The sequence below is a fragment of the Shewanella vesiculosa genome (assembly GCF_009994065.1).
GTDB lineage: Bacteria > Pseudomonadota > Gammaproteobacteria > Enterobacterales > Shewanellaceae > Shewanella > Shewanella vesiculosa.
Genome location: NZ_JAACSD010000005.1, coordinates 152,582 through 173,989, shown reverse-complemented (window position 1 = coordinate 173,989; position 21,408 = coordinate 152,582). Strand labels below are relative to the sequence as shown.

At 40.4% G+C, this 21,408-nt stretch carries 15 protein-coding genes; 3 read left to right on the top strand and 12 right to left on the bottom strand.

Annotated elements, in window-relative coordinates:
• Positions 1-32: 32 nt before the first annotated feature.
• The 7 genes from nagA to GW828_RS05435 form a co-directional block, all read right to left on the bottom strand.
• Entirely contained in the window at positions 33-1,184 is a 1,152-nt protein-coding gene (nagA, locus tag GW828_RS05465) for an N-acetylglucosamine-6-phosphate deacetylase (RefSeq protein ID WP_273057709.1), read from the bottom strand.
• Positions 1,185-1,220: 36 nt separating this feature from the next.
• On the bottom strand, positions 1,221-2,222 hold the full coding sequence (gene nagB-II, locus GW828_RS05460) for a glucosamine-6-phosphate deaminase NagB-II (protein WP_273057708.1): 1,002 nt from the start codon (positions 2,220-2,222) through the stop codon (positions 1,221-1,223).
• A 92-nt stretch (positions 2,223-2,314) separates the two neighbouring features.
• Positions 2,315-3,235, bottom strand: a complete 921-nt coding sequence (gene nagK, locus GW828_RS05455) for an N-acetylglucosamine kinase (protein ID WP_124017165.1) — start codon at positions 3,233-3,235, stop codon at positions 2,315-2,317.
• A 257-nt stretch (positions 3,236-3,492) separates the two neighbouring features.
• Entirely contained in the window at positions 3,493-6,183 is a 2,691-nt protein-coding gene (locus GW828_RS05450) for a family 20 glycosylhydrolase (RefSeq protein WP_273057707.1), read from the bottom strand.
• Positions 6,184-7,301: 1,118 nt separating this feature from the next.
• Positions 7,302-8,003, bottom strand: coding sequence for a SapC family protein (locus tag GW828_RS05445; RefSeq protein WP_182742110.1), 702 nt, complete (start codon positions 8,001-8,003; stop codon positions 7,302-7,304).
• A 194-nt stretch (positions 8,004-8,197) separates the two neighbouring features.
• Positions 8,198-9,721 carry a tryptophan halogenase family protein gene (locus GW828_RS05440; protein ID WP_182742111.1) on the bottom strand — a complete coding sequence of 508 codons (1,524 nt, stop codon included), beginning with the start codon at positions 9,719-9,721 and terminating at the stop codon, positions 8,198-8,200.
• Positions 9,722-9,793: 72 nt separating this feature from the next.
• The gene (locus GW828_RS05435; protein ID WP_124017161.1) at positions 9,794-12,406 is read right to left on the bottom strand and encodes a TonB-dependent receptor; all 2,613 of its coding nucleotides are present in this window, start codon (positions 12,404-12,406) and stop codon (positions 9,794-9,796) included.
• A gap of 393 nt (positions 12,407-12,799) precedes the next feature.
• Between GW828_RS05435 and GW828_RS05430 the strand changes: the two genes are divergently transcribed.
• Positions 12,800-13,813: a LacI family DNA-binding transcriptional regulator gene (locus tag GW828_RS05430; protein WP_273057706.1), complete on the top strand. Its 1,014-nt coding sequence runs from the start codon at positions 12,800-12,802 to the stop codon at positions 13,811-13,813.
• A gap of 55 nt (positions 13,814-13,868) precedes the next feature.
• Here GW828_RS05430 and GW828_RS05425 read toward each other — a convergent pair whose 3' ends face one another.
• Entirely contained in the window at positions 13,869-15,155 is a 1,287-nt protein-coding gene (locus GW828_RS05425) for an NAD(P)/FAD-dependent oxidoreductase (RefSeq protein WP_182698351.1), read from the bottom strand.
• Positions 15,156-15,231: 76 nt separating this feature from the next.
• The gene (gene glnB, locus GW828_RS05420; RefSeq protein WP_124017158.1) at positions 15,232-15,570 is read right to left on the bottom strand and encodes a nitrogen regulatory protein P-II; all 339 of its coding nucleotides are present in this window, start codon (positions 15,568-15,570) and stop codon (positions 15,232-15,234) included.
• 379 nt (positions 15,571-15,949) lie between these two features.
• Here glnB and GW828_RS05415 point away from each other — a divergent pair, with 379 nt between their 5' ends.
• Positions 15,950-16,471: a GspH/FimT family pseudopilin gene (locus GW828_RS05415; RefSeq protein WP_273057705.1), complete on the top strand. Its 522-nt coding sequence runs from the start codon at positions 15,950-15,952 to the stop codon at positions 16,469-16,471.
• Between the two features lie 128 nt (positions 16,472-16,599).
• On the top strand, positions 16,600-17,124 hold the full coding sequence (locus tag GW828_RS05410) for a GspH/FimT family pseudopilin (protein ID WP_273057704.1): 525 nt from the start codon (positions 16,600-16,602) through the stop codon (positions 17,122-17,124).
• A 42-nt stretch (positions 17,125-17,166) separates the two neighbouring features.
• Here the strand turns inward: GW828_RS05410 and GW828_RS05405 are convergent, their stop codons facing one another.
• The 3 genes from GW828_RS05405 to GW828_RS05395 are packed head-to-tail and all read right to left on the bottom strand — an operon-like array spanning position 17,167 to position 21,408.
• Positions 17,167-17,484: a TapY2 family type IVa secretion system protein gene (locus GW828_RS05405; protein WP_273057703.1), complete on the bottom strand. Its 318-nt coding sequence runs from the start codon at positions 17,482-17,484 to the stop codon at positions 17,167-17,169.
• Positions 17,484-17,888, bottom strand: a complete 405-nt coding sequence (locus GW828_RS05400) for a type IV pilin protein (protein ID WP_273057702.1) — start codon at positions 17,886-17,888, stop codon at positions 17,484-17,486. The genes GW828_RS05405 and GW828_RS05400 overlap by 1 nt, the downstream gene beginning before the upstream one ends.
• 1 nt (position 17,889) lies before the next feature.
• Positions 17,890-21,408 (bottom strand): pilus assembly protein, encoded by a 3,519-nt coding sequence (locus GW828_RS05395; protein ID WP_273057701.1) that lies wholly within the window; start codon positions 21,406-21,408, stop codon positions 17,890-17,892.

Below are 21,408 nucleotides of genomic sequence, written 5' to 3'. Positions count from 1 at the left end.
TCTTTCATATTTACACAATTAGACAGTAAGCTTTACTGCGCAAAAACGACGTTGCCAGCAATATAGGTGCGACTGACTTTATTGGCTGGGTTTAATAACACTAGATCTGCTCTATAACCTGGTTTAATTAAACCTAGTTGTTGCTCTAAACCGAGAAATGTTGCTGGATATAACGATGCCATTAGTAAAGCTTCTTCATGACATAATCCAAGCATAGCCACGCTATTATTCACCGCCCCAACCATATCTAAAACACAACCGGCTAATTCTCCCGTGGCTGCATTAAGCCTGTCCCCCTGACGAGTAACCTGAGTACCAAATAATTTGAAACTGGCATCATCACTCATACCAACAGGCGGCATAGCGTCGGTTACCAGCATGACTTTACCTTTAGGCTTAGCATTTATGGCTATTTTTGCTGCCGCAGGATGAACATGATGTCCATCGACAATTAAGCCACACCATGCATCTTGACTTTCCAGCGCAGCACCGACCATGCCAGGTTCGCGTGAACCTAAAGCAGACATCGCATTATATAAGTGGGTAAATCCTGTAGCTCCAGCCTCTAATGCTGCATTCACTGTGTCATAGTCTGCATTTGAGTGACCTAAACAGACTTTGACGCCTGCTGACACCAGTGCCTTAATAACCTGGGTTGACACATTTTCAGGCGCCAGCGTGACCACTTTAATGCCTAAGTCTTGACGACTAAAAATACTCAGTTCTCTTTCACTAATTTGCCGAATATAGCGCTGTGGATGCACACCTTTTTTAGGCACACTTAAATGTGGACCTTCAAAATGAATACCTAAAACACCAGCTTGTTGATTTGCAATAGCCACCGCAACCGTATCGGCTGCTTTTGTCATGATACTTACATCATCAGTAATTAATGTGGGTAAGAAACCTGTGGTCCCAAATCGTGCATGAGCACGGCCAATAATTTCAATACACTCGGTACTAGGCTCAGCATTAAATAACGCCCCGCCACCACCGTTCACTTGCACATCGATAAACCCTGGTGTGAGCGTACCCGCTAATTTTGTTACGGTATGGTGTTCGACATCAATTACATCTTCAGCACGTATGACAGCAGTGATCTTGCCTGCATCTATGGTTACGGCCATATTTTTATGAAATGACTCACCATCAAATAATCGCTCAACAATCAGGATTTGTTTCATAATACTCTCTGCTCTATATCAATTTTAATGAAGCAACTATAGTGTTTGAGTGACCTTCTTTAAGCCCGCGGGTTGATCAGGATTAATGCCACGGGCAATTGCGACTGCGGCAACATCAATGTAAAAACGCTGCAGTAATGCTAAAGGCGCAACTCGTGGATGAATATCTGCAGACGTTTGATTTAGATGCACTAAATCAGCACCTCGCTGCCTAAAATTAGCAATTTGTTCTACATGGCTGGCATACGACTCATCGTTAATACATACATCAACAATCGCTAATTTCTTTTCAACTAATGTCACTGGGCCATGTAAAAATTCTGCGCTACTAAATGCTTCAGCGTGTATTGAACAGACCTCTTTCATTTTTAATGCAATTTCTTTTGAAACTGCATAACCTAAGCCGCGACCAAGAACCACTAAGTTTTTAACGCCGTCCAATGATTCAGCAGTGAGTTGCGGTTCAGCATCAACTGCGGTTTGTAAAGCTTGGGGTAACGTGTTTACCGCTTGCGCTAATGATTCACTTTGAGTCCACTTAGCGGCAATTTGTAAAATAGCGGATAGAGTGGCTAGGTAGCTTTTTGTTGCAGCAACGGCTTTTTCTTCACCTGCACGTAATGGCACAACAACATCAACAATGTCTTTAATAGGCGCTGACTCATCATTGACCAATGCCACACAAAATCCGCCCGCCGCTTTAGCCATTCTTGCTTGTGCAAGAATGTCAGGGCTTCGGCCAGACTGTGAAATCACGATGACTAATGCTCCCTCAAGTTGTAATGATTTACCGTATACGCTGGCAACAGAAGGAGCAGCAGCAAACGTAGGAACACCCGCTTCGATTTCAAATAAGTATTTAGCAAATACACCTGCATGATCAGAAGAACCACGACCTACAATCATGACAAATTTAGGCTTAAGTTCACGTAAGGTCTGACCCAATGTGTCAGTAATAGTCTGGTTGGCAATCAATTGCTCGGCAATTTTCTGAGGTGCGGTACGAGCTTCTTGTTCCATAACTGTAAGAATTGTCATAATAAACCTTGATAAAATAATGTTGAATTAACCAGTAACCTTGTAGGTATTGAGTTGACGTCAATTAACGCCAATTAACGTCAACAAACACTCTACTGATGATTTACATTAGCTATTGGTTGAGTTAAAAATTGCTTTTTGCCGAACAAATACGCCCCATATTCTGGTGGCGAAATAGAGGGTGAAATCTTGCTTGCTATCTCATTGTCTAACCAAGGTGTTAGTGGTTCTGCTAATCCACCAATAATAGAAAAACGACTTGGGTTAAGAACAAATAGTTTTCGAGCAAGCTCGCTTATGTAATTTGCTCCATCTTGTACAATAGCGATTGCAACAGCATCACCATCCTGTGCGCACATCAATACGATACGAGCTAGCTTTGCATAAGCGCTAGATGATTGACCGGCGAGCTGTTCAACAATATCGATGGCATTTTTAGCGTTAAAATAATTCAGTAAGCTCTCGGTCAGCTTGCTTGAACATGCAAAACCGTCCAGAGCAAGTAACACGTGCTCAACCGCTTTTAAACCAAGCCATGCACCACTGCCTTTGTCACCTAATGCAAATCCGTGCCCGCCTAAAATAATACTTTGCTGACCAACATGCGCATAACCACATGAACCAGTACCAGTAATAATAACCGCACCATCTTCACCGTGATGAGCACCAATACAGGCTGTATGCAAGTCAGTCGTAAGATACATGGCTTTAAATGGATGTTGCCACTGAATAATTTGCTGATAAAACTGGCCAACATTAACTCCTGCTAAACCAATACCAGCGACTAACTGATGGCAAGTGTCAGGTGCAAAACCGGCATCGACTAAAGCCAACTGTGATGACTCAATCATTGATTGAAACGTTTGCTCTAAACCATGTAGTGGATTGGCACGACCAGCCACTGCGGTGCCAAGTTGTTGACCGTCATCGGAGTAAATCGTGGCACGACATTTACTGCCACCGCCATCAATACCGATATAAAGTTGCTGTTCGTTAGGCTGTTTGTTACCCATGACTGTCCTCTTGGTATTCTGTTTAACGCTACTATTTTTGATAGTCATCAAGCCTGTTAATAAGTTAACGCCATGTTACACCAGAAATGACAACGCTGTCATTTAATTTTTAACAAAAAACACTAATAATCAACAAAAATGATATTTACATCATATTTAACAGTAGGTTGTATAACTAAATTGTCTACTGAGATTAGGGGGTAACACGTCGCCAGCGCATATGATACTGACGACGCGGGTGTCTACTGGTTTAACAATTAGTCTACACGCAGAGTTCGGCCTTTTCGCTTACCATTAGCGGCTACTGCTCTAACATCAACAGGACGTTTCACCGCCACCGCCGAGGTATATACTTGCCAAGGCTTATCACCTTCCCGATATTCTATCTGTAAGCCAGGAAAAGCAATATTCGCACTTAATATGCCGTCGTTAATTACTGCACCAACGGTGGGAACACGATAATTAACACCTGCATTATCTAACTTTGCCAGTTCTTTATTGCCTAGGTGGTTGGCGATTTTTTGCCATTGAAGTGCTTGCTGTTGACGCATTGTAGTAGTGAAATGATCTGTTGTTTGGTTATACACAGCCCCTGCGTATTGGTATGGCACTTCCCATTCAGGTTTATACCATGCTCGCTCTGCTAACATTAATAGTCGCGGATAAATCATATACTCAACGGTTTGATCACTGCGTAACGTTTCACTCCATATTTGCCCTTGTATACCGTCAACAGTTTCACCAGCCTTCATTGGGCCACTAGTTTGCTTGCCTGTATCGTCTAATTGAGGACGGTCATCGGCTTCAAAAGGTTGCCCTTCTATATCGAACCATTGTTCGGCATTAGCGGGTAAGTTACCTGGCATGAAGCTAAAAACATGATGGCTATTCAAAGCTCGAGCTCCCCAATAGTAACCATGTTCCTCTGGGTCTGCTTCATAGGGAAAATCAAAGTAAAGCACTTCAGGGTTGGACAATACCGTCGTCCAACCGTTATTAGCTTGTTGGTGAGCGCGTTCATAGCCTTTATGTGATATGAGATCCCAGATATTACTTTGAGAATGAGCAGGCATGCGAGCTGGATTAGTGTGGCTCATGCCATCACTCCAACCTGCTGGTTGAATACCTTTGTCTGCTAACATATTAGCGACACGTTCAATGAAATAAGCGCCAACATGATTGATATCAGTGACACCGTATTGGTTGCTCGCTATAAACGCTTGGCAAATAGGCGACTCAAGCCAAGCGCCTGCGGTTTCATCTGCACCGATATGATAGGTCTCTAACGGCTGCCCCGCTTGTTCATGTAACTTAGCGATTTCAGTAATCACTTTATCTATAAAACGGTAAGTTGACTCCATACAGACGTTTAATGTGTTGTCGTTGTAATACTGTACCGATGAATACTGTGTTGTATCGTTTGAGTCCGCTAATATGAACTCATTTGCCGCATGTTTATCCGCTTTTGCCATCATATTTCGATAACGAACCTCCATCGATTTGATCGCTGCTCGTGAATGACCAGGCATGTCCATTGAAGGGATCACTTGAATTTGTCGAGCATTGGCGTACTTAATAATATTAATATAATCCTCTTTGCTATAGAAACCATTCACCTTAGTATCCGAAAAAGGCCCACTGCCTAGCTGTGGTAAAATACAACGAGTTTCAGACAAGTCGTGACAACGTTTACTGCCAACATCGGTAAGTTCCGGTAAACCGTCAATTTCTAATCGCCATCCTTCATCATCGCCCATATGTAAATGCAGTTTGTTTAATTTATAAGCTGCCATTTGATCTAGCAAATCTAAAATAAACTGCTTACTGTGAAAATTACGAGACACATCAACGTGCATCCCTCGATAAACGTATCGAGGACTGTCTTTTATCTGCATAGGGTTAACGGTTAACGAGTCAATATTCAGTAATGAACTTAACGATGAAATACCATAACTAAATCCACTAGCATTAGCGGCTTTAATGATCATATTTTGTTGATTAATAATTAACTCATAGCGATCTGTGCTTTGGTTATTGTCCTGAGATAATCGCTCGAATACTAACGGGACGCCTGCACTCGACTGCCTGACACCAATGCGCTCCAGGCGGGCTAATGCGGCTTGAATATCGTGTAGTTCAAGCTGAACATCGACCAGGTTTTGGCGACTAATATTAATACCTTGATGCAAGGATATCGCCTTGCCATTAGCAACAATAACTTGCGATTTAGGAGTCGGTAGTAATGAATCAACGCTTAAACTGGCATCGGCAGATACCCTATTATTTTGGGTAAACAGTATTTCCGGCTTAGCCCAGACTAATTTGTCTGTTGGGCTACGCTGATACTGTCTTTTAGCATCGGTAAATGCTTGAGCATAAGGTCGAACTTCCATATTGGTTTCAGGGTCTTGATGTACACGAGTACTATTAATCACTTGCGGGGTCAGCTCAACACCTTGAGCATCGTTAGCCACAATATAGTAATTGGGCATGGCATCAGTTTCAGAGAGTTGCCACAATTCGCCACGAAAACGCAGTGTGTTGGCTTGTCCTGCATGAAAACCAGTAAAAGCGGCAGTAGGGGTTATTCGATGAAGATCACCTTTAATTTGCTCAATCGTAAACTCATCACTTAATACTGCTTGTACAGGTCGCATTTGGCTAAAGTAAATAGCCCAATCAGCTAGCAAAATATCGTATGAACTGGTGAAATCAATCTCAGCAATAAAACAACGCTCAGTCGCTTTGGCACCATCAGCGCAGGCTTCGTCGGTTAAATTAGACACTAAGCGATATGTTACGCTCACGTCATCTGCAAATTTGGCTAAATCATCTTGACTCCAAGACTGCAAAGCCATTTCCGACATAGGCGCTGATGATTGTGATGGTGTGCATGCGACTAAGTAGAAAGACATAATTATGGCACTAAACGTCCAAGTTGTTTTCATTGCGTCCTCGTTATCATGTAGAAGTACAGCTAATTTACCGTTATCGGTTTAGCTAACTGACATAATTTTTAGTGTCAGTTAGCCTTTATTTAATATCAGGTTACTTGCTTATTACCAGTAAAAAAGCTGGAACATAAATCGGTTAAGATATGCACCAGCCCATACTTTTTTCTTGGGAGAAAGTAAAAAGTATCTTAAGGGATAGTGATGATTCAACCTGAAGTGCCACTATTAAACGTGAATGGGAGAGCTACTCCTCATCACGTTAAACTGAAACAACGTTACAATCGCCAATGACAGCGCTGTCATACATAAGTTACCAATTTTAACCAATGAGATCCAGCTTTTTTACATTAGCCGACAAAAACAAACACAATTATATTAAAGACCATATGTATCAATGCTTTAAAAAAACTGAGCGCCTTGATATACAAAATTCAACTTCGATTTATGACAAACATGCTTGTTACAAATAAGATAAGGCTCTGTGCATCGTAAAATCCCCATAAACTCATAATCAAACTAAAGTTATCCCCCGCCGAATTTGTAGATTTGGCCTTTACTCCTGCTGAATATTATTTTTAACTAATGTTTTTGAATGTCGGTTAGTGTAGTTCGATAGGGGTTCATTATGCTCAGCGGCACAGATAAGACCAAAATGGCAAGTTTTATTGAGTTTTCTATTTTATGCAGCAGTTTTATTATTCATAACAGTACTCAAAAAATTATAATAAATGACTGTTACAACATTCAGTAAAGCCCATTATTAAGCAATACTATGTTAATGGTACTGCATTTTATCGCAGTCTAGTGACTGCTCAGTTATTTATTGGCATTAATGAATAGTGGCTATTTATCTGTTATTGAGGCGGAATGTTATACAAAGTAATCCATTGTAACTGCATGATAGTGAGTATGTGAGTATGTGAGTATGTGCACCGTATCGTCAGTGATTTTAGAACCCGCAACAATGGTGGATATTGAGGTGTTTTTTTAATCCGTTAAGCTTAAGTAACTATTTCGTTTAGAATGATATTAACAGGCATTATCATGCTGACTTAACTAAGCATGTTATCTAAAAATGGCGCCATTTAGGCGCCATTTTTATAATCAGTTGACTAGCGGCCTAAGACTTCCATGCGCGCAAGTCGATTAACTTGATTTAACGAGCCGAGATGGCCATAAATAGGCCCTAAAATGCCACGTTTTTTTAGTTCTAAAAATGCCTCATCGGATAGCTGATTTAATTTTTGCTCGTCAATGAGATATAAGCCGTTAATATTACGTTTCTCGCCTGCAACATCTACGGTTAATGTTTGACTTACGAGTAATCCCTGCTCCGCTAAAAAGCCTAAAATGCCTCTTGTCGCTTGGTCTTGCTCATAATGGCTAATTAACTCTTGCTTACGAGCCTCTAAGAATGGGGTCTCTTTTTCCGATTCAAATAGCGCTTGGCCTTCAGTAGTGCTGACATCTTTAGACTGCTCACGAATACCAATCCACACTTTGTCTTTTACGTCTGGATTCAACACTAAGCCAAGCGGATAGTCACGGATTACGGCAGGAATATATAAGCCTAACCACTTACCGTCTTTTACACTTAGGTTTTGGCCGGGTTTAAGACCGAGCATTGCCACCGATTGAAACTCACCGGTGTCACTATTTTTAACAAATACAATGGGGTACTCTGTCGCAGCACGGCCAATTTCATGCAAGGTCACAGGCACAATATGTTGTTCTGCTATATGTGTGTAATCACTAGGAACTATTTTGAGATCACTGTGTTTAGCTGGGTCGAGTAGAGTAATTTGGTTGGACATCTTGGCTCCTTTGGGTGCGGCTCTGTGCAGGTAATCGCGACGATAGATAAAACGTTCACAGGTTGGTTATAACCTGTTTACAATAAATTAGTATTGAAACTACCAAGTTAACCAATTTTTACAAGCACGAATATAACGATTTTGCGCTTTAACTTACCACTTGCTTAAATATCCACCAGCAAATAGATTTGTCATCATATTTTCTGCAGACCATATTGATGTATTTTACTGAGTAACTCTCGGTGAGCAGGTAAATGTTGGCATAACTGTTCGCTGTGCCGCCGAATCCTTGCTGCATGCTGTTTAGCGAGCACTAATGAGGACTCAGACATTGTTTTCTTGTATGTCAAAAATTTCATGCCATACAATACATAGAGGTAATTTTCTACATTGAACACTTCAAACTTAGAAAATAGGTCTTCACTCAAGGGCACATACTCTTGCCATAACGCCAGTTTGTTACTTAATCCTGCCGGGATAGTCTGTGGGTCGCGATTATCTATCCAAAAATCTGAATCATGACGATCAGAAAGACAATAATGCATTTTGGCAAACTCAACGACCCGTTCCCATGCATACGACATAGTCTGATTAAATCGCTCGGATAAACTTTCACATTGGCTACTATCACTAGGAAAACGACTTGCCAAGTAACCTGCTGCAAAATCCGTTAGCATGATTGATGTTGCCTCTATGGGCTCTAAAAATCCTTGAGCCAAGCCTAAAGCGACACAGTTCTTAGCCCAAAACTGTTTACGGTAACCCACTTTCATTGGAATAGTGCGATACGAGTATTGATCTAATTGGCCACTGAGATACCGATTGAGCTTTTGTTCGGCTTGCTCATCATCGAGATGAGCACTTGAATACACTAACCCTACCCCACGGCGATTTGATAAAGCGATATCCCATATCCAACCAGCTTGATGAGCCGTTGCCTTAGTATAAGGGGGAATAATGGCATCAGGATCAGTTGGCACTTGCACAACAACGGCTTTGTTCACAAATAGCTCCTGAGATTTATCCACAAACGGAACCTTCAGTGCTTTTGCTAATAAGATTGAATCAAAACCACTGCAGTCGATATAAAAATCAAATTCCTGCTCTCCACATTTATCTAAAACCAATGATGCAATACTACCATCGAGGTGCAAACGGGTATCGATCACATTGGCTTTAACATGATTAACCGCAAATTTCTGTTTGGCATTTTCAGCTAACAACAAAGCAAACTTTGCTGCATTTAGATGATAAGCATAACCTTGTACGGCCTGATATTCTGGGGTTGTAATTAATTTAGGGGCAAGGTTTGCTTCGCAAACGTCAAATTGACTGGAGACTAACTGACTGTAAGCATCACTGGGATTTTGTAGCCATAACGAAGATAGATCATCTCCCATTGAACTCGGAGGGTCAAAAAGATGATGATAAAAATTATCTCTGCCATGACGATGACTATCAAGCCAATTTTGAAACTTAATCGACTGCTTAAATGTCACATCACAACGGGTAATAAACTCGGTTTCACTGATGCCAAAACTTTGTAATGTTTTACGGATCGTCGGTACGGTTCCTTCACCAACACCAATAGTTGGAATATCAGGGGACTCGATCAAAGTAATAGTAATATTTTGATTAAATAGCGCTTTTGCAAGATGATTGGCCGCCAACCATCCCGCAGTTCCACCACCAACAATCGCAACTGATTGAATTTTCATATCACCTCTTAATCCAATAAAAAGCCCGGCAAATGCAGGGCTTTTAGTATATGACTCAATTAATCTATTAGATTAGAAACGGAATGCGACACCCACTTTATAGCGAGCTTCACCTTCAAAGCTCCACACTGGGTAGTCTGCTTTAAACTCAGCAATCACTTCAGAGTCTAGTGGTGCAACACCTGTTTGGATGCTGTCTTCTTCGGTTAAGTTAACAGCTTCAAACGTTATATCCATCCAATCTGTCACGCTGTATGTTGTGCTTAAATCAAGTGTGCCATAGTCTTCATGTTGACGGTTACCATAGAAGCCAGGTAATTCACGCATCATGTATTCGCTGCGCCAGTTATAGGCCAAGCGGGCTGAAAATGCATCCATCTCATAGTAACCGACTAAGTTAACTGTATGCTTAGACGAATCAGAGAACACACCCACTTGATCAGGATAGTTTTCTGCAGGAGAACCTGCATCTGCATAAGTATAGTTAATAGAGTAACCTAAACCGTTTTCATATGAATCTTGAAGTTGCAATTCAAGACCTTCAATACGACCACCGGTAGCATTGTATTTTTCACTTACCGTCCAGCAGTCATATACACCGACTCCACAAGCACTTTGGCCTTGAGCAGCAAGGTCATTATCGTTAATACCGATTTGTTGGTTTAACTTTTGACGAGTTGAAATGAATGAACTTACATCTTTAATAAAGTAAGTTGCTGCAGCTAAACCTGAATCACTGAAATACCACTCTAAACTTAAGTCGGCTTGAGTTGCTTTAAATGGGTCTAATGAAACAGAACCACGGTTAAGCTTCTCGTTACCAGGAGTACCATCGTTTAAACCCGGTAATGTTGACGTAGCAAATAGCTCTGCATAGTTAGGACGAGACATTACCTGTGATGCAGAAGTACGTAAAATCAGATCTGGAGCTAAATCAAACGCGACGTTTAAGCTTGGTAACACATCACTGTAACTAGCAGAATCTGTTGATGTTGCATCAGCAAACTGACCTGTAGAACTGAGTGCATAGTAGTCAGATTCAATGTCGGTAGAGATATAACGTAAACCAAAGTTACCACGAATGCCTTCAGACTCGAAGTTAGCCATTGCATACACTGATAGGTTTTTCTCGTTCAATGTACCGTAACCAGACTTGTCACGAGTAAAACCGTTAATTGCCGCTTTAGCATCGTTAATCATGTTATCAAAGTTTGGCTTAGGCAAAGTAAAACCAGCACCCGAGCTCATTGTGCCGTCAAAATAATAAGAGGCATCATGAACGGCGATATCACCAACGATTGCTGCATCAGTTTGTTGAGTCACATCGTGGTCAGCATAACGAATACCTGTTTTGATTGACGAAATAGCCCCTAAATCTGTTGGCACTGTCACATCAAACTGGGCATAGGTTTCTTCGTCGGTATTAGGCTGTTTCTTTAATGCCCAACCCGCGCCAGATAATTGGCCATTGTAGTCTTCAGCACTAAAGTTTTTATTAGCAATATCGATGTCAATGATATTGCCCGTTGCATCATAGTGGCCAGCAAAATCTGAAGGCTTACCGATTGAGTTACCGTAGTTAGAGGTTAAACTGGTACCACCATCTGCCTTGGTATTACCGATACTACCTTCAATTTTGAAATTTTCATTATCATAAGCGAAATTGAAATCAAGGGTATCAGAAGTCATTTCAGCTTCTCGAGCCCAAGTTTGGTTCCAAGCGAAAGCATCCACACCAGTATGAGTAATATCTGTACACACACCCGCAGCGTTAGTTTGATTACAAGTGCTAACACCTTGCTGAGTTGGGAATAAGAAAATGGATGTGTTGGCATTATCAGCCTTTAGACTTAAACCTGTGTAGGTTAAGCCAAACTCTAATGCATCATTAGCACGGTATTGCGCGGCGACGTTTAACGCAGTGCGTTCACGGTCTTGTTGGAAGGTAGAAGGAACAATTTCACCCCAACCTAGCAAGGTTTCAATACCATTACGCTGATACTGGGTGTTCGCACCAGCACCAGAGATTAAGAAACCGAAGTTTTCGTTTTCATTTTTCCAGCTATATAGGCCAGATAATTCAGGATCAGTTTCTTCTGAAATCGTGCCATAGTCACCTTTGGCACTTAAAAATACTGTGTTTGACTCTAAGTCTAATGGCTTACGAGTCTTAACGATTACCGTGCCACCGATACCACCTTCAGGTAAATCAGCTTGCGAAGATTTATACACTTCGATACCACTGATCATTTGCGGTGGTAGTAACGAATAGTTAAAACTACGGTCAATGGCTTGCTGATCAAACCAACCAGTAGATGCAACTGAATGTCCGTTTAACAATGTGCTAGTCAATTGGCTCGAGGCACCACGAATAGACACCTGCTGACCTTGACCAAACTGGCGGTTTACTGCAACCCCAGGGATACGACCTAATGACTCACCGACATCGCCATCAGGAAACTTACCAATATCTTCTGCCGTTACTGAATCCACTACAGAATTAGCAAAACGTTTTTCGTTAATTGAAGCTTTCATGGAGGCACGCATCCCACGAACTTCAATTTTTTCAATGTTATCATCAACAGTAATTTCTTCTGCTGCAATAGCACCCACTGACACTATACTGCCAAACAGAATCGCAATTTGAGTAGCAAGTACATTTTTTTTAAAGATAGATGGTCGCATCTTTTTCCCCTTCCATAACTTTATTATCGTTTTTGAGTTCATAACCATTCCTTAGGAATGACAACGCTGTCATGTCTGGAGCAAACATTACACAAAAATTAACAATGACGCCACAAAAAAATAACCGATCCTGCTAATTCATTAATTTTTTTGCTTGATAAACAACCTAAAAAAAATAACAAATCATTAAAAAACATTTATATAGATAGGAAAATGATTTTAGACAGTATGTATTTTTAATTGTAATAAATGGCGTAATATGAGTAGAAATGAAATTGAGGATTGCCAATTTATACAAAAACTCGCACTATTAGCAGACAAATAACCCATTTAATGTTGCGGCAATTTGCCTTGTTGAGTGGTGTTTCGCCTGAATGAAGAGTCATTTCTGACATGAAAGTAACGATTAACGACGTCGCAAAATATGCCGGCGTATCGATAAAAACTGTTTCACGGGTGACAAATAAAGAACCCTCAGTAAAACAAGCCACCATTGATAAAGTAAACCAAGCGATAACAGCATTAAATTACCAACCTAATTTAGCAGCAAGAAATTTAGCGAGCACTAGCTCGTATGTTATTGGTTTTATTTACGATAACCCCAATGCGTATTATGTCATTGATATGCAAAACGGTATTTTATCTGCCTGTAAAGACAGAGGATTTGAATTACTTATTCATCCATGTAATGCAAAATCCGAGACCATTTGTGATGAGCTGACCACTATGGTTAAACATGCTAGATTGGCAGGGTTGGTACTTACACCACCGATGTCCGAAGACCCTAATATTTTGGCAGCCTTAGACCAGATAGGTGCTAATTACGTTAAAATTATTGCTGGTGAAAAGATCATCAATAGTAACGGATTGACGGTATTGGTTAATGACCAAAGAGGTGCGGTTGAAATTACTCAACATCTTATTGATTTGGGCCATAAACACATTGCATTTCTTAGTGGTGATTTACAACATGAATCAACAAAAGAGCGATTACTTGGTTTTAAGAAAGCGTTAAAAAACAACTCTCTAACTCTAAATACTGATTGGGTGCTTGAAGGGGAATACTCATTCGAGTCAGGTCTAGCTGGTGCAAATAAACTCATTACTATGGCTAAACGGCCGACTGCCATTGTTGCCTGTAACGATGAGATCGCCGCTGGAGCATTATTTGCAGCGCGCTTAGCTGGACTCGATATTCCAACAGAACTATCTATTGTCGGTTTTGAAGATAGCCCATTCTCTCGTCAAACATGGCCTAAATTAACCACAGTCCATCAACCCAATATCGAAATTGCTCAAATTGCGACGCAACTGTTAATTGATAAACGCAAAAATCAAACAACTGAAACGTTCAGATGCTTTACTCCAACACCGGTGATTCGTAACTCAACAACCTCGCCTACATAACACCAGAAAGCCTCTATCAATAGAGGCTTTCTGGTGTTTATCAACATAAACTCGTTTAATGCAACTTAAGTTTAGGACGTTGCCAGCGCAGTAGTTTTTGCGCAATACGATATACCGAAGCCGAGAACCAGCCATATAAACTGGCTAAATGACGCTGATAAAGCGAAATATACATCAAACGCGCAATATGACCTTCAACAAAAAAGTCTCCTGAACGTAGACTGCCCATTAAATTACCCACTGCTGAGAAACGACTAAGTGAAACCAATGAACCATAGTCCTTATACACGAAAGGCTTTTCTGGTTGTTGTTTCATCTTTAAGCAAATATTGGCATAAAGGCAATCGGCCATTTGGGCTGCCGCTTGGGCTCTTGGTGGCACAGGTTTACCTGATGGTAAAATAAGTTGCGCACAGTCACCTAAGGCGTAAATATCATCAATGCCTTTAACATGCATACAATCATCTACATCAATTTGATTACGAGGAGTGATCGGAAGTTGAGTAAAGTGTTCAAAAACTTTCGGACCTTTTACACCTGCTGCCCATACTTTAATGTTGGCTTTGATAGTCTCACCAGTCGCTGTAACGAAACCTTCTTTAGTGACTTCTTTAACCTGCACACCTAAATGCAATTTAACGCCTAACTTTGACAGTACAGTTTGTGCTCTTGTACTGACTTGCTCTGGTAATTGCGGGAGGATTTTGCTTGATGCTTCAATTAAGTTTATGTCTAAATGATCTTTAGAAATATTTTGGTAGCCATACTCTCTTACTGATTCAATAACATGATGAAGTTCAGCTGCAAGCTCAACGCCTGTGGCGCCAGCTCCTACAATACCTATACCTAACTGGTCTTGGGTTTCATTAAGCTGTAATAGTGCATCCATGAGCTTATGATGAAACAGATTAGCACTATCTAAGCTGTCTAAGAAAATACAATGTTTTTCAGCGCCTGGTGTATTAAAGCTATTTGAAACGCCTCCCAATGCTAAAACAAGCGTATCATATTCAATATTGCGCGCAGCAATAATGATCTCACCTTCATCGTTGTACACTGGAGCCAGCTGGATTTGTTTGGTATTCGGATCACATTGATCAATAGCGCCACGAATATACCGGTAACCGTTCTTTAAACCGTGATCTCGATACTGTAGCCCTTCAATTGATTGATCAATGACACCAACTGCCACTTCGTGCAATTTTGGCTTCCAAATGTGAACGGTATTTTTATCTATTAAACTAATATCAACTAACGGGTTTTTACCAAATTTTCGTCCCAATTTTGAAGCCAACGCTAACCCTGCCGCCCCTCCACCTACGATAACAATTCGCTGAACCATACATTACCTCAGAGATACCTTATTCCAACAACTTAACTACAAAAATATACACGTATAAAAAAAGGCCCTATGGGCCTTAAACTGCTTCTTCATTTTCTTCGCCGGTACGAATACGAATAACACGCTCTACATCGGTTACAAAAATTTTACCATCACCAATTTTTCCAGTTCTAGCAGTATCAACGATGACATCGATTGCACGCTCTAAAAGCTCATCTTGAATAACGAGCTCGATTTTTACTTTAGGTAAAAAATCCACCATGTATTCTGCACCACGATAGAGCTCTGTATGACCTTTTTGACGGCCAAAACCTTTAACTTCAGATACTGTCATACCCGTAATGCCAATTTCAGCAAGTGACTCACGCACATCATCAAGTTTAAACGGTTTAATAATCGCTTCGACTTTTTTCATTAAATACTCCTGTCATCGCTAATTTGTTGATTAACCCTACTCGGTATAAGAGATGAGATAAATCGATATAAAGATCGCTTCACGTCTGCAATATAAAACTCACCATTTGTGTTACAACAGGTATTTGCACGCTAATACATGGCAAAGACTGTTTGAAAATTATTGTTATCCTTTGCAGAGGATGATTAAGCATATGTCCTAATTACAGTTTATATGCTTGCTAACGTCATTCAAATATCTTACTTGAAAGCGCTGCCAATTGTCGCGGCTATTTTACGTATTTATGAAAAGATATTTCGCAGCAAATCCACTGTTCATTTTCTATACTAACTTAATCTTGCTGCAGGACGCAGCTGACAACGTTTAAGGATGAACAACGATGAGATTTTCTATTCAAGACAATGGCTTCAGTTTGATTGAAGTTATTATCACCACGCTAGTCGCTTCAATTATGTCATTGATAGCTATCCCCCCATTAAATGACGTGATTGAACAAATCAGAGCCAGAAGTACTATTCAAGTTATTCAACAAACTATTCAATTAGGCCGAAATATGGCCATAAGTTACGGTGCAAGGGTAACGGTTTGCCCTTTAGTTGAAAACGTGTGTTCTGAGGATTGGAGTCTTGGGCTAAGTGTTTTTATTGACCAAGGTGAAAAAAATCAACTTGATGCGAATGACCAACTACTCCAACAGACATCACCGTTTAATGAAAATGATTATATTAGATATAACCGCCCGGCGATCCGCTTTCAACCTGATGGACTTGCCTCTGGCACTAATGGCACATTAACTTACTGCCCTGGAAAGGTTGATAGTGAATATGCAAAAGCGGTTATTGTTAATCAAGCCGGTAGGGTAAGGATATCAAAGAAGAAAAATATAACATGTAAACTTTAGCGAATCGTAAAATGACAAATTTTACACGTAAGAAATTGATTGCGACTGATGTCCGCAAATAGTCAATAAAACACTGTTATTCAGGTTGTGCTTGGTTATACTCTGCTTATATGGCAGAGGACTCTCGCATGAAAAAAATACAATCTGGATTTACCCTAGTAGAATTGATGGTCACTGTTGCAGTTGCTGCAATACTGTTAGCAATTGGAGTTCCTTCGTTAACTAGCCTTTATGAAGGTATTCGAGCAAGAAGCGCTATCAGTACAATTGAATCATCATTTGTATTTGCGCGTAGCCAAGCAGTTAGTTATGGCAGTAGAGTCTCAGTCTGCCCAATGGCATCGACATCATGTGGCAGTGACTGGAGCAAGGGTTTTAGCATATTCATTGATAATGGCACTATTGGCACTATGGATACGACCAATGGTATTGCTGATGTGCTATTACGCAAGGTAGATGCATTTAACAGTAACGATATTATTAAATCAGATTTATCACGATACAGTTTTAACCCTGATGGTATGGTGGCGAATGGCAACAGCGGCACTTTGCGATATTGCCCTAGCACTGCAGACAACAGCTCTTCTGAGGCCATAAGTATGAACTCGTCAGGCAGGATTTCTAAAATGAGTGGTACCGTAACCTGTAGCTAGTAAAGAGGGCTTATAATCGTAAGCCCCCTTCAAACTAAAAAATCAATCGTCTAAGTCAGTTCTTTGTTCATCAAGGTGCCGAACAAACTTATCTTTAAACTTTTTATCTTCTGTAATGCATTCAATAACACGCTTAACCATTAAACGTTCATTAGTTACCGTTGCAACAGAATTTGCGAGTAGTCGGCTTTGTTCTTCTATAAGCAATTTAGGATCCCAACTAAATACAGCAACATTTGGTCCATTAGCCGTTTCAATATGGCATTTAAAAGTCGACAGTGACAAATAAGTACTCTGTTCAGCAGTAGAGTAAAAACTAGTCGATATTAACAAAACAACTAAACCTGTAATTATTTTCATTACCAACACTCCGTAGGTGACTTGGTACCTGTTGAGGTTAACGATATCGTTGCACAAGCGGAATCACGTGTTGCTTGTACACCAACAGCTGTTGCTGTCACGGTGTAATCATCCCCACTCAAAGTTGTATCAACCTTATAATAGGTATTTTCAACAATCCAAGGATCTGCTTTCAGCCCAAGTTTAGTCATATCAGTTGCAAAGCTTCGATGATCTAAATAGTATTGTTCTTGCAAATTAGCAACATGCATAACGCCAGCTAAACCGTCAGCACGCGCCCCCTTAGCAACAAATTGAGTGTAATTAGGGTAAGCAATCGAAGCCAAAATACCTACGATAACAACGGTAATCATCACCTCAATTAATGTGAATCCTTGCTGGTATTTCATTACATTTTTACTCATTCTATTCATCTATATGATAATAAATTTTATTGACTTTTAAACCGCCACGAACACACTTGTTGTCACCATCAGCACATCCATCATCTGGACCTGGTTTAAGCTTAACAAATAACTCACTGCCTGCACCTACCAGATACATATATCCATCCTCACTAGAACTATGGGGCGGAATAATTACCTGCGGAGTATCTGGAATAGTATAGCCAGTTTCATAACTTGTCTGAGAGTATGAACGAGTCCCTTTATGTAAATCAAATCCATAAATACGCCCCTGACCAGTAACTAAACATTGGTTAGTTGATTGTGCTGTACCTGGTTCATAAGAAGTGAAAAACACCCGCCCTTGGATAATAGTGCCTGCGGATAAGCTTTTTTCCCCGGTACCTGGAAAGCTATAATACCAACCTCTTTTAGTACCAAAAGCAATATTTTGTGCTTCGGTGCTTGGCGGAGTGGTTGTTACATCATAAAGATCATTAATGGTTAATGCCGCGGGGATTTCTTTACCCGTTGCCCCCGTAAATGACTTTGTAAGAATATTACGATCTTGCAACACAAAAAACTTATCATTTCGAGCTTTGTCTAATGGATGTGGTCTGTGACCAGAGCCTACAACCACAGCATCATATGCAATCTTTTGATAAGCATTTGTTTTTGTGGTTACCCCTGATACGGTTGATGTTACTTCTGATATATTATTAAAATAGGTTTGCACAACCGTCGGTTCCGCAAAGAAACGACGATCAGTTGCCGGAGTATCACCACCTAAACTGGCAAATTTAAACGCTGTCCACGGATTAGTTGAATCACTTGGGTTTGCTGTCGGTAAGTCCATTCGCCAAATATTGGCTCCAGTATCTGTTGCGTATATACGATCAGTCAATCTGTCATTATTACTATCAAGAACTGCGACACTATTTGGGATACTATCAACAATACCGGCCATTTTTGTCATTCCAGTCCCGCTTGCTGGACCGAATTGATGCACTAATGCGCCAGTGTCAGCATTGACAATGAATACTCCACGACCTTTTGTATCATCAGAACCAACAGCAGAGCTATCTTTGGTAGATGGAGAATAACCTGCACCGAAAATAAGCACTGGTGATGCTGTGCTCGCTGAAGTATTACCACTTGGCACACCTGGAATAAAAGTAACAATAGGCTCAGCCCAAGTTTGACCAAGCTCAGCCATACCGGCAGAACTTGAGTCTATTTTCCACTTAAAAGAAGGTGAGTCGGGATTAGTAATATCAAGTGCATAATATGACTGACCACCACGTCTCATCCCGATAAATAAATAAGCTTTTTGTATTGCGCCCGAAGCAGACCGTTTTACATATGTCACAGGTGGCGTATCCATTCCATATACAGAATGAACCCCGGTTGGCACATTTGCCCTAAGCTCACGTAAATTGGGCAATAATTCATAGGGCATAAATCCCCAAGACTCAGTTACGGTATCACCAGCATCCTTAAACATGTGTACAAAGCCAGCGTTAGTTCCAACTATAATCCGTAAATCAGGTGAGCCTGCAGTACCATAATTGATAGCAAGTGGCTTAGAATGCAATGGATCGCCCATAATATCAACACGCTTATCGATTTTTGAACCATCGGAATCTTCATCATCGACATCGACACCTTTAGCCCAATCAAACAAACCAGATAACTCAGTTTTATCTACCCCCATAAATAAAGCTAATTTGTCTTCGTTACCAATATTTGGAATGTTTATGGCAGTATTCTTTGTGAAATCTGTCAATGCTCCACCACTGCCAAAATTTCCCAAAAGCTTACGATTCGCGGTAACTTGCAGCACTGATGACGCTCCACCAATATCAACATTATTACCATCACCGCCGGAGCTTGTCGCATCACAAATAGATTGTAATGTCCAATATGAGCATGCTGAATTTTTTAAGCTCCCTGTGGCATCAAGTGCTGGATTACCATTTTTATCGACAATATCTCCAGACTTGGTAACTTTGAATTTTTTAAGGTTGCCTATCCAACGGGGGCCCTTGTTCGGTAAAAACATCGCATAGTAAACAGAGTCTAAACTCTGAGTACGGTCAAAGTTATTACTGGCAATAGAGGGAGAGGTAAAACTTGAATTAACTTCTAATATGTTTGAGAAAATCTTTTGTAATGCACCTTGAAGCGCTTGAGCACTTTTTGCAGAATAATAGTCACCGCCACCTCTTTTAGCTGTTTCTTTAAGTATAGGTGCGGCACTATCAGCCCCATCACTAAAACCAATGGTATAAGTAGTAATTAACTGATCACCCGTTATATTTGGATTGACATCATTTTTATGCATCCAACCAGCTAAAGCGGGAAGATAGTTACTAGCGTACCTATCAGATGTTTTCAAACCAGATAGTTTTAACACCTCACTGTCAGCATCGGTATCAGATGTCGGCTCACCGTCAGTAACATAGATAATATAAGCATCATTTTGACATTGTTTACCTACAAAAGGTGAAGTATATTTACCATTCACTTCTATAGTAGTATCTCTCAACGGAATTCGAGTTGGATCATCATTACCATAATAAACACCTCCACCAGCAAAATATCGATAGGCTTCATACAGATTTTCACACAACGGAGTATTACCGCCAGGTGATAATGACGAGATGGTAGTTAATAACCGCTCTTTGGTTGCATTGGTGGTGGTTGAAATACCATAAACAATCCGTCCTCCGTTACGATTGTTGGTGTTATAATTAAATACACTTAAACCAAAATCAACGCCAGGAGTCGTAACAATAGTATCTTCAATTACTCGTTGTGCCACAGACATTCGAGAATAGTTATGCTTACTTTTAGTCGAATTATACCAATTTATATACTTTTCAGTATAAATCGTGATGGGCTGACCAATACCAAAATTGGTCAATTTAGATTTAGCAATCGCGTCATCGATTTCAGACTGAGTTGATGAGTTATTAATTGGGGTATACATAACCGGTGCAGCACTGGTGCCTAGACCATCAACAGGAAAACCATTTTGAACCCCAGGATTTTTGTAACTTTGTTCCGCTATATCTTCATAACAGTCTATGATAGAAATCGCACTACCATCCGTTAATGGTAATTCTTCCCAAGCACCACTCTCACCAGTATATCGATGCTCGCGTAGAAAGCCGGTAAACATCCCATAGTTAATCAAATACTCTTGAGAGGTAGCGCACATATTTACCGAGTTTTTAAATGTTTGTTTACTTGCCGAAGTTGGTATGTTTGTACTGCTTCTTGTATAGAATAGATTGGTATTATTGGTCAGTTTGGTACCATTATTATTCACGTCCTCATTACCTCGAGGATAAGAGTCTTCAGTATAAAAGTTATTCCCCATACTTCCTGATGTATCGAAAATAATCAGTACTTGTGGTCTCGCGCCAGATCTAGCTGAAGCTTCAAATACATATAACTCAGTATCATCAGCAAAACTGATTGATGAGTAAACCAAAATAGCAAATAGTAATGCCGACTGTAATTGTTTAAAAATCAT

Excerpts from the sequence above, each read along its gene's own strand:
- nagB-II (WP_273057708.1), bottom strand. The coding sequence starts at position 2,222 with ATGACAATTCTTACAGTTATGGAACAAGAAGCTCGTACCGCACCTCAG.
- GW828_RS05435 (WP_124017161.1), bottom strand. The coding sequence starts at position 12,406 with ATGCGACCATCTATCTTTAAAAAAAATGTACTTGCTACTCAAATTGCG.
- GW828_RS05395 (WP_273057701.1), bottom strand. The coding sequence starts at position 21,408 with ATGATTTTTAAACAATTACAGTCGGCATTACTATTTGCTATTTTGGTT.
- GW828_RS05415 (WP_273057705.1), top strand. The coding sequence starts at position 15,950 with ATGAGATTTTCTATTCAAGACAATGGCTTCAGTTTGATTGAAGTTATT.
- nagK (WP_124017165.1), bottom strand. The coding sequence starts at position 3,235 with ATGGGTAACAAACAGCCTAACGAACAGCAACTTTATATCGGTATTGAT.
- nagA (WP_273057709.1), bottom strand. The coding sequence starts at position 1,184 with ATGAAACAAATCCTGATTGTTGAGCGATTATTTGATGGTGAGTCATTT.
- GW828_RS05405 (WP_273057703.1), bottom strand. The coding sequence starts at position 17,484 with ATGAAAATAATTACAGGTTTAGTTGTTTTGTTAATATCGACTAGTTTT.
- GW828_RS05450 (WP_273057707.1), bottom strand. The coding sequence starts at position 6,183 with ATGAAAACAACTTGGACGTTTAGTGCCATAATTATGTCTTTCTACTTA.
- GW828_RS05400 (WP_273057702.1), bottom strand. The coding sequence starts at position 17,888 with ATGAGTAAAAATGTAATGAAATACCAGCAAGGATTCACATTAATTGAG.
- GW828_RS05425 (WP_182698351.1), bottom strand. The coding sequence starts at position 15,155 with ATGGTTCAGCGAATTGTTATCGTAGGTGGAGGGGCGGCAGGGTTAGCG.
- GW828_RS05440 (WP_182742111.1), bottom strand. The coding sequence starts at position 9,721 with ATGAAAATTCAATCAGTTGCGATTGTTGGTGGTGGAACTGCGGGATGG.
- glnB (WP_124017158.1), bottom strand. The coding sequence starts at position 15,570 with ATGAAAAAAGTCGAAGCGATTATTAAACCGTTTAAACTTGATGATGTG.
- GW828_RS05410 (WP_273057704.1), top strand. The coding sequence starts at position 16,600 with ATGAAAAAAATACAATCTGGATTTACCCTAGTAGAATTGATGGTCACT.
- GW828_RS05445 (WP_182742110.1), bottom strand. The coding sequence starts at position 8,003 with ATGTCCAACCAAATTACTCTACTCGACCCAGCTAAACACAGTGATCTC.
- GW828_RS05430 (WP_273057706.1), top strand. The coding sequence starts at position 12,800 with ATGAAAGTAACGATTAACGACGTCGCAAAATATGCCGGCGTATCGATA.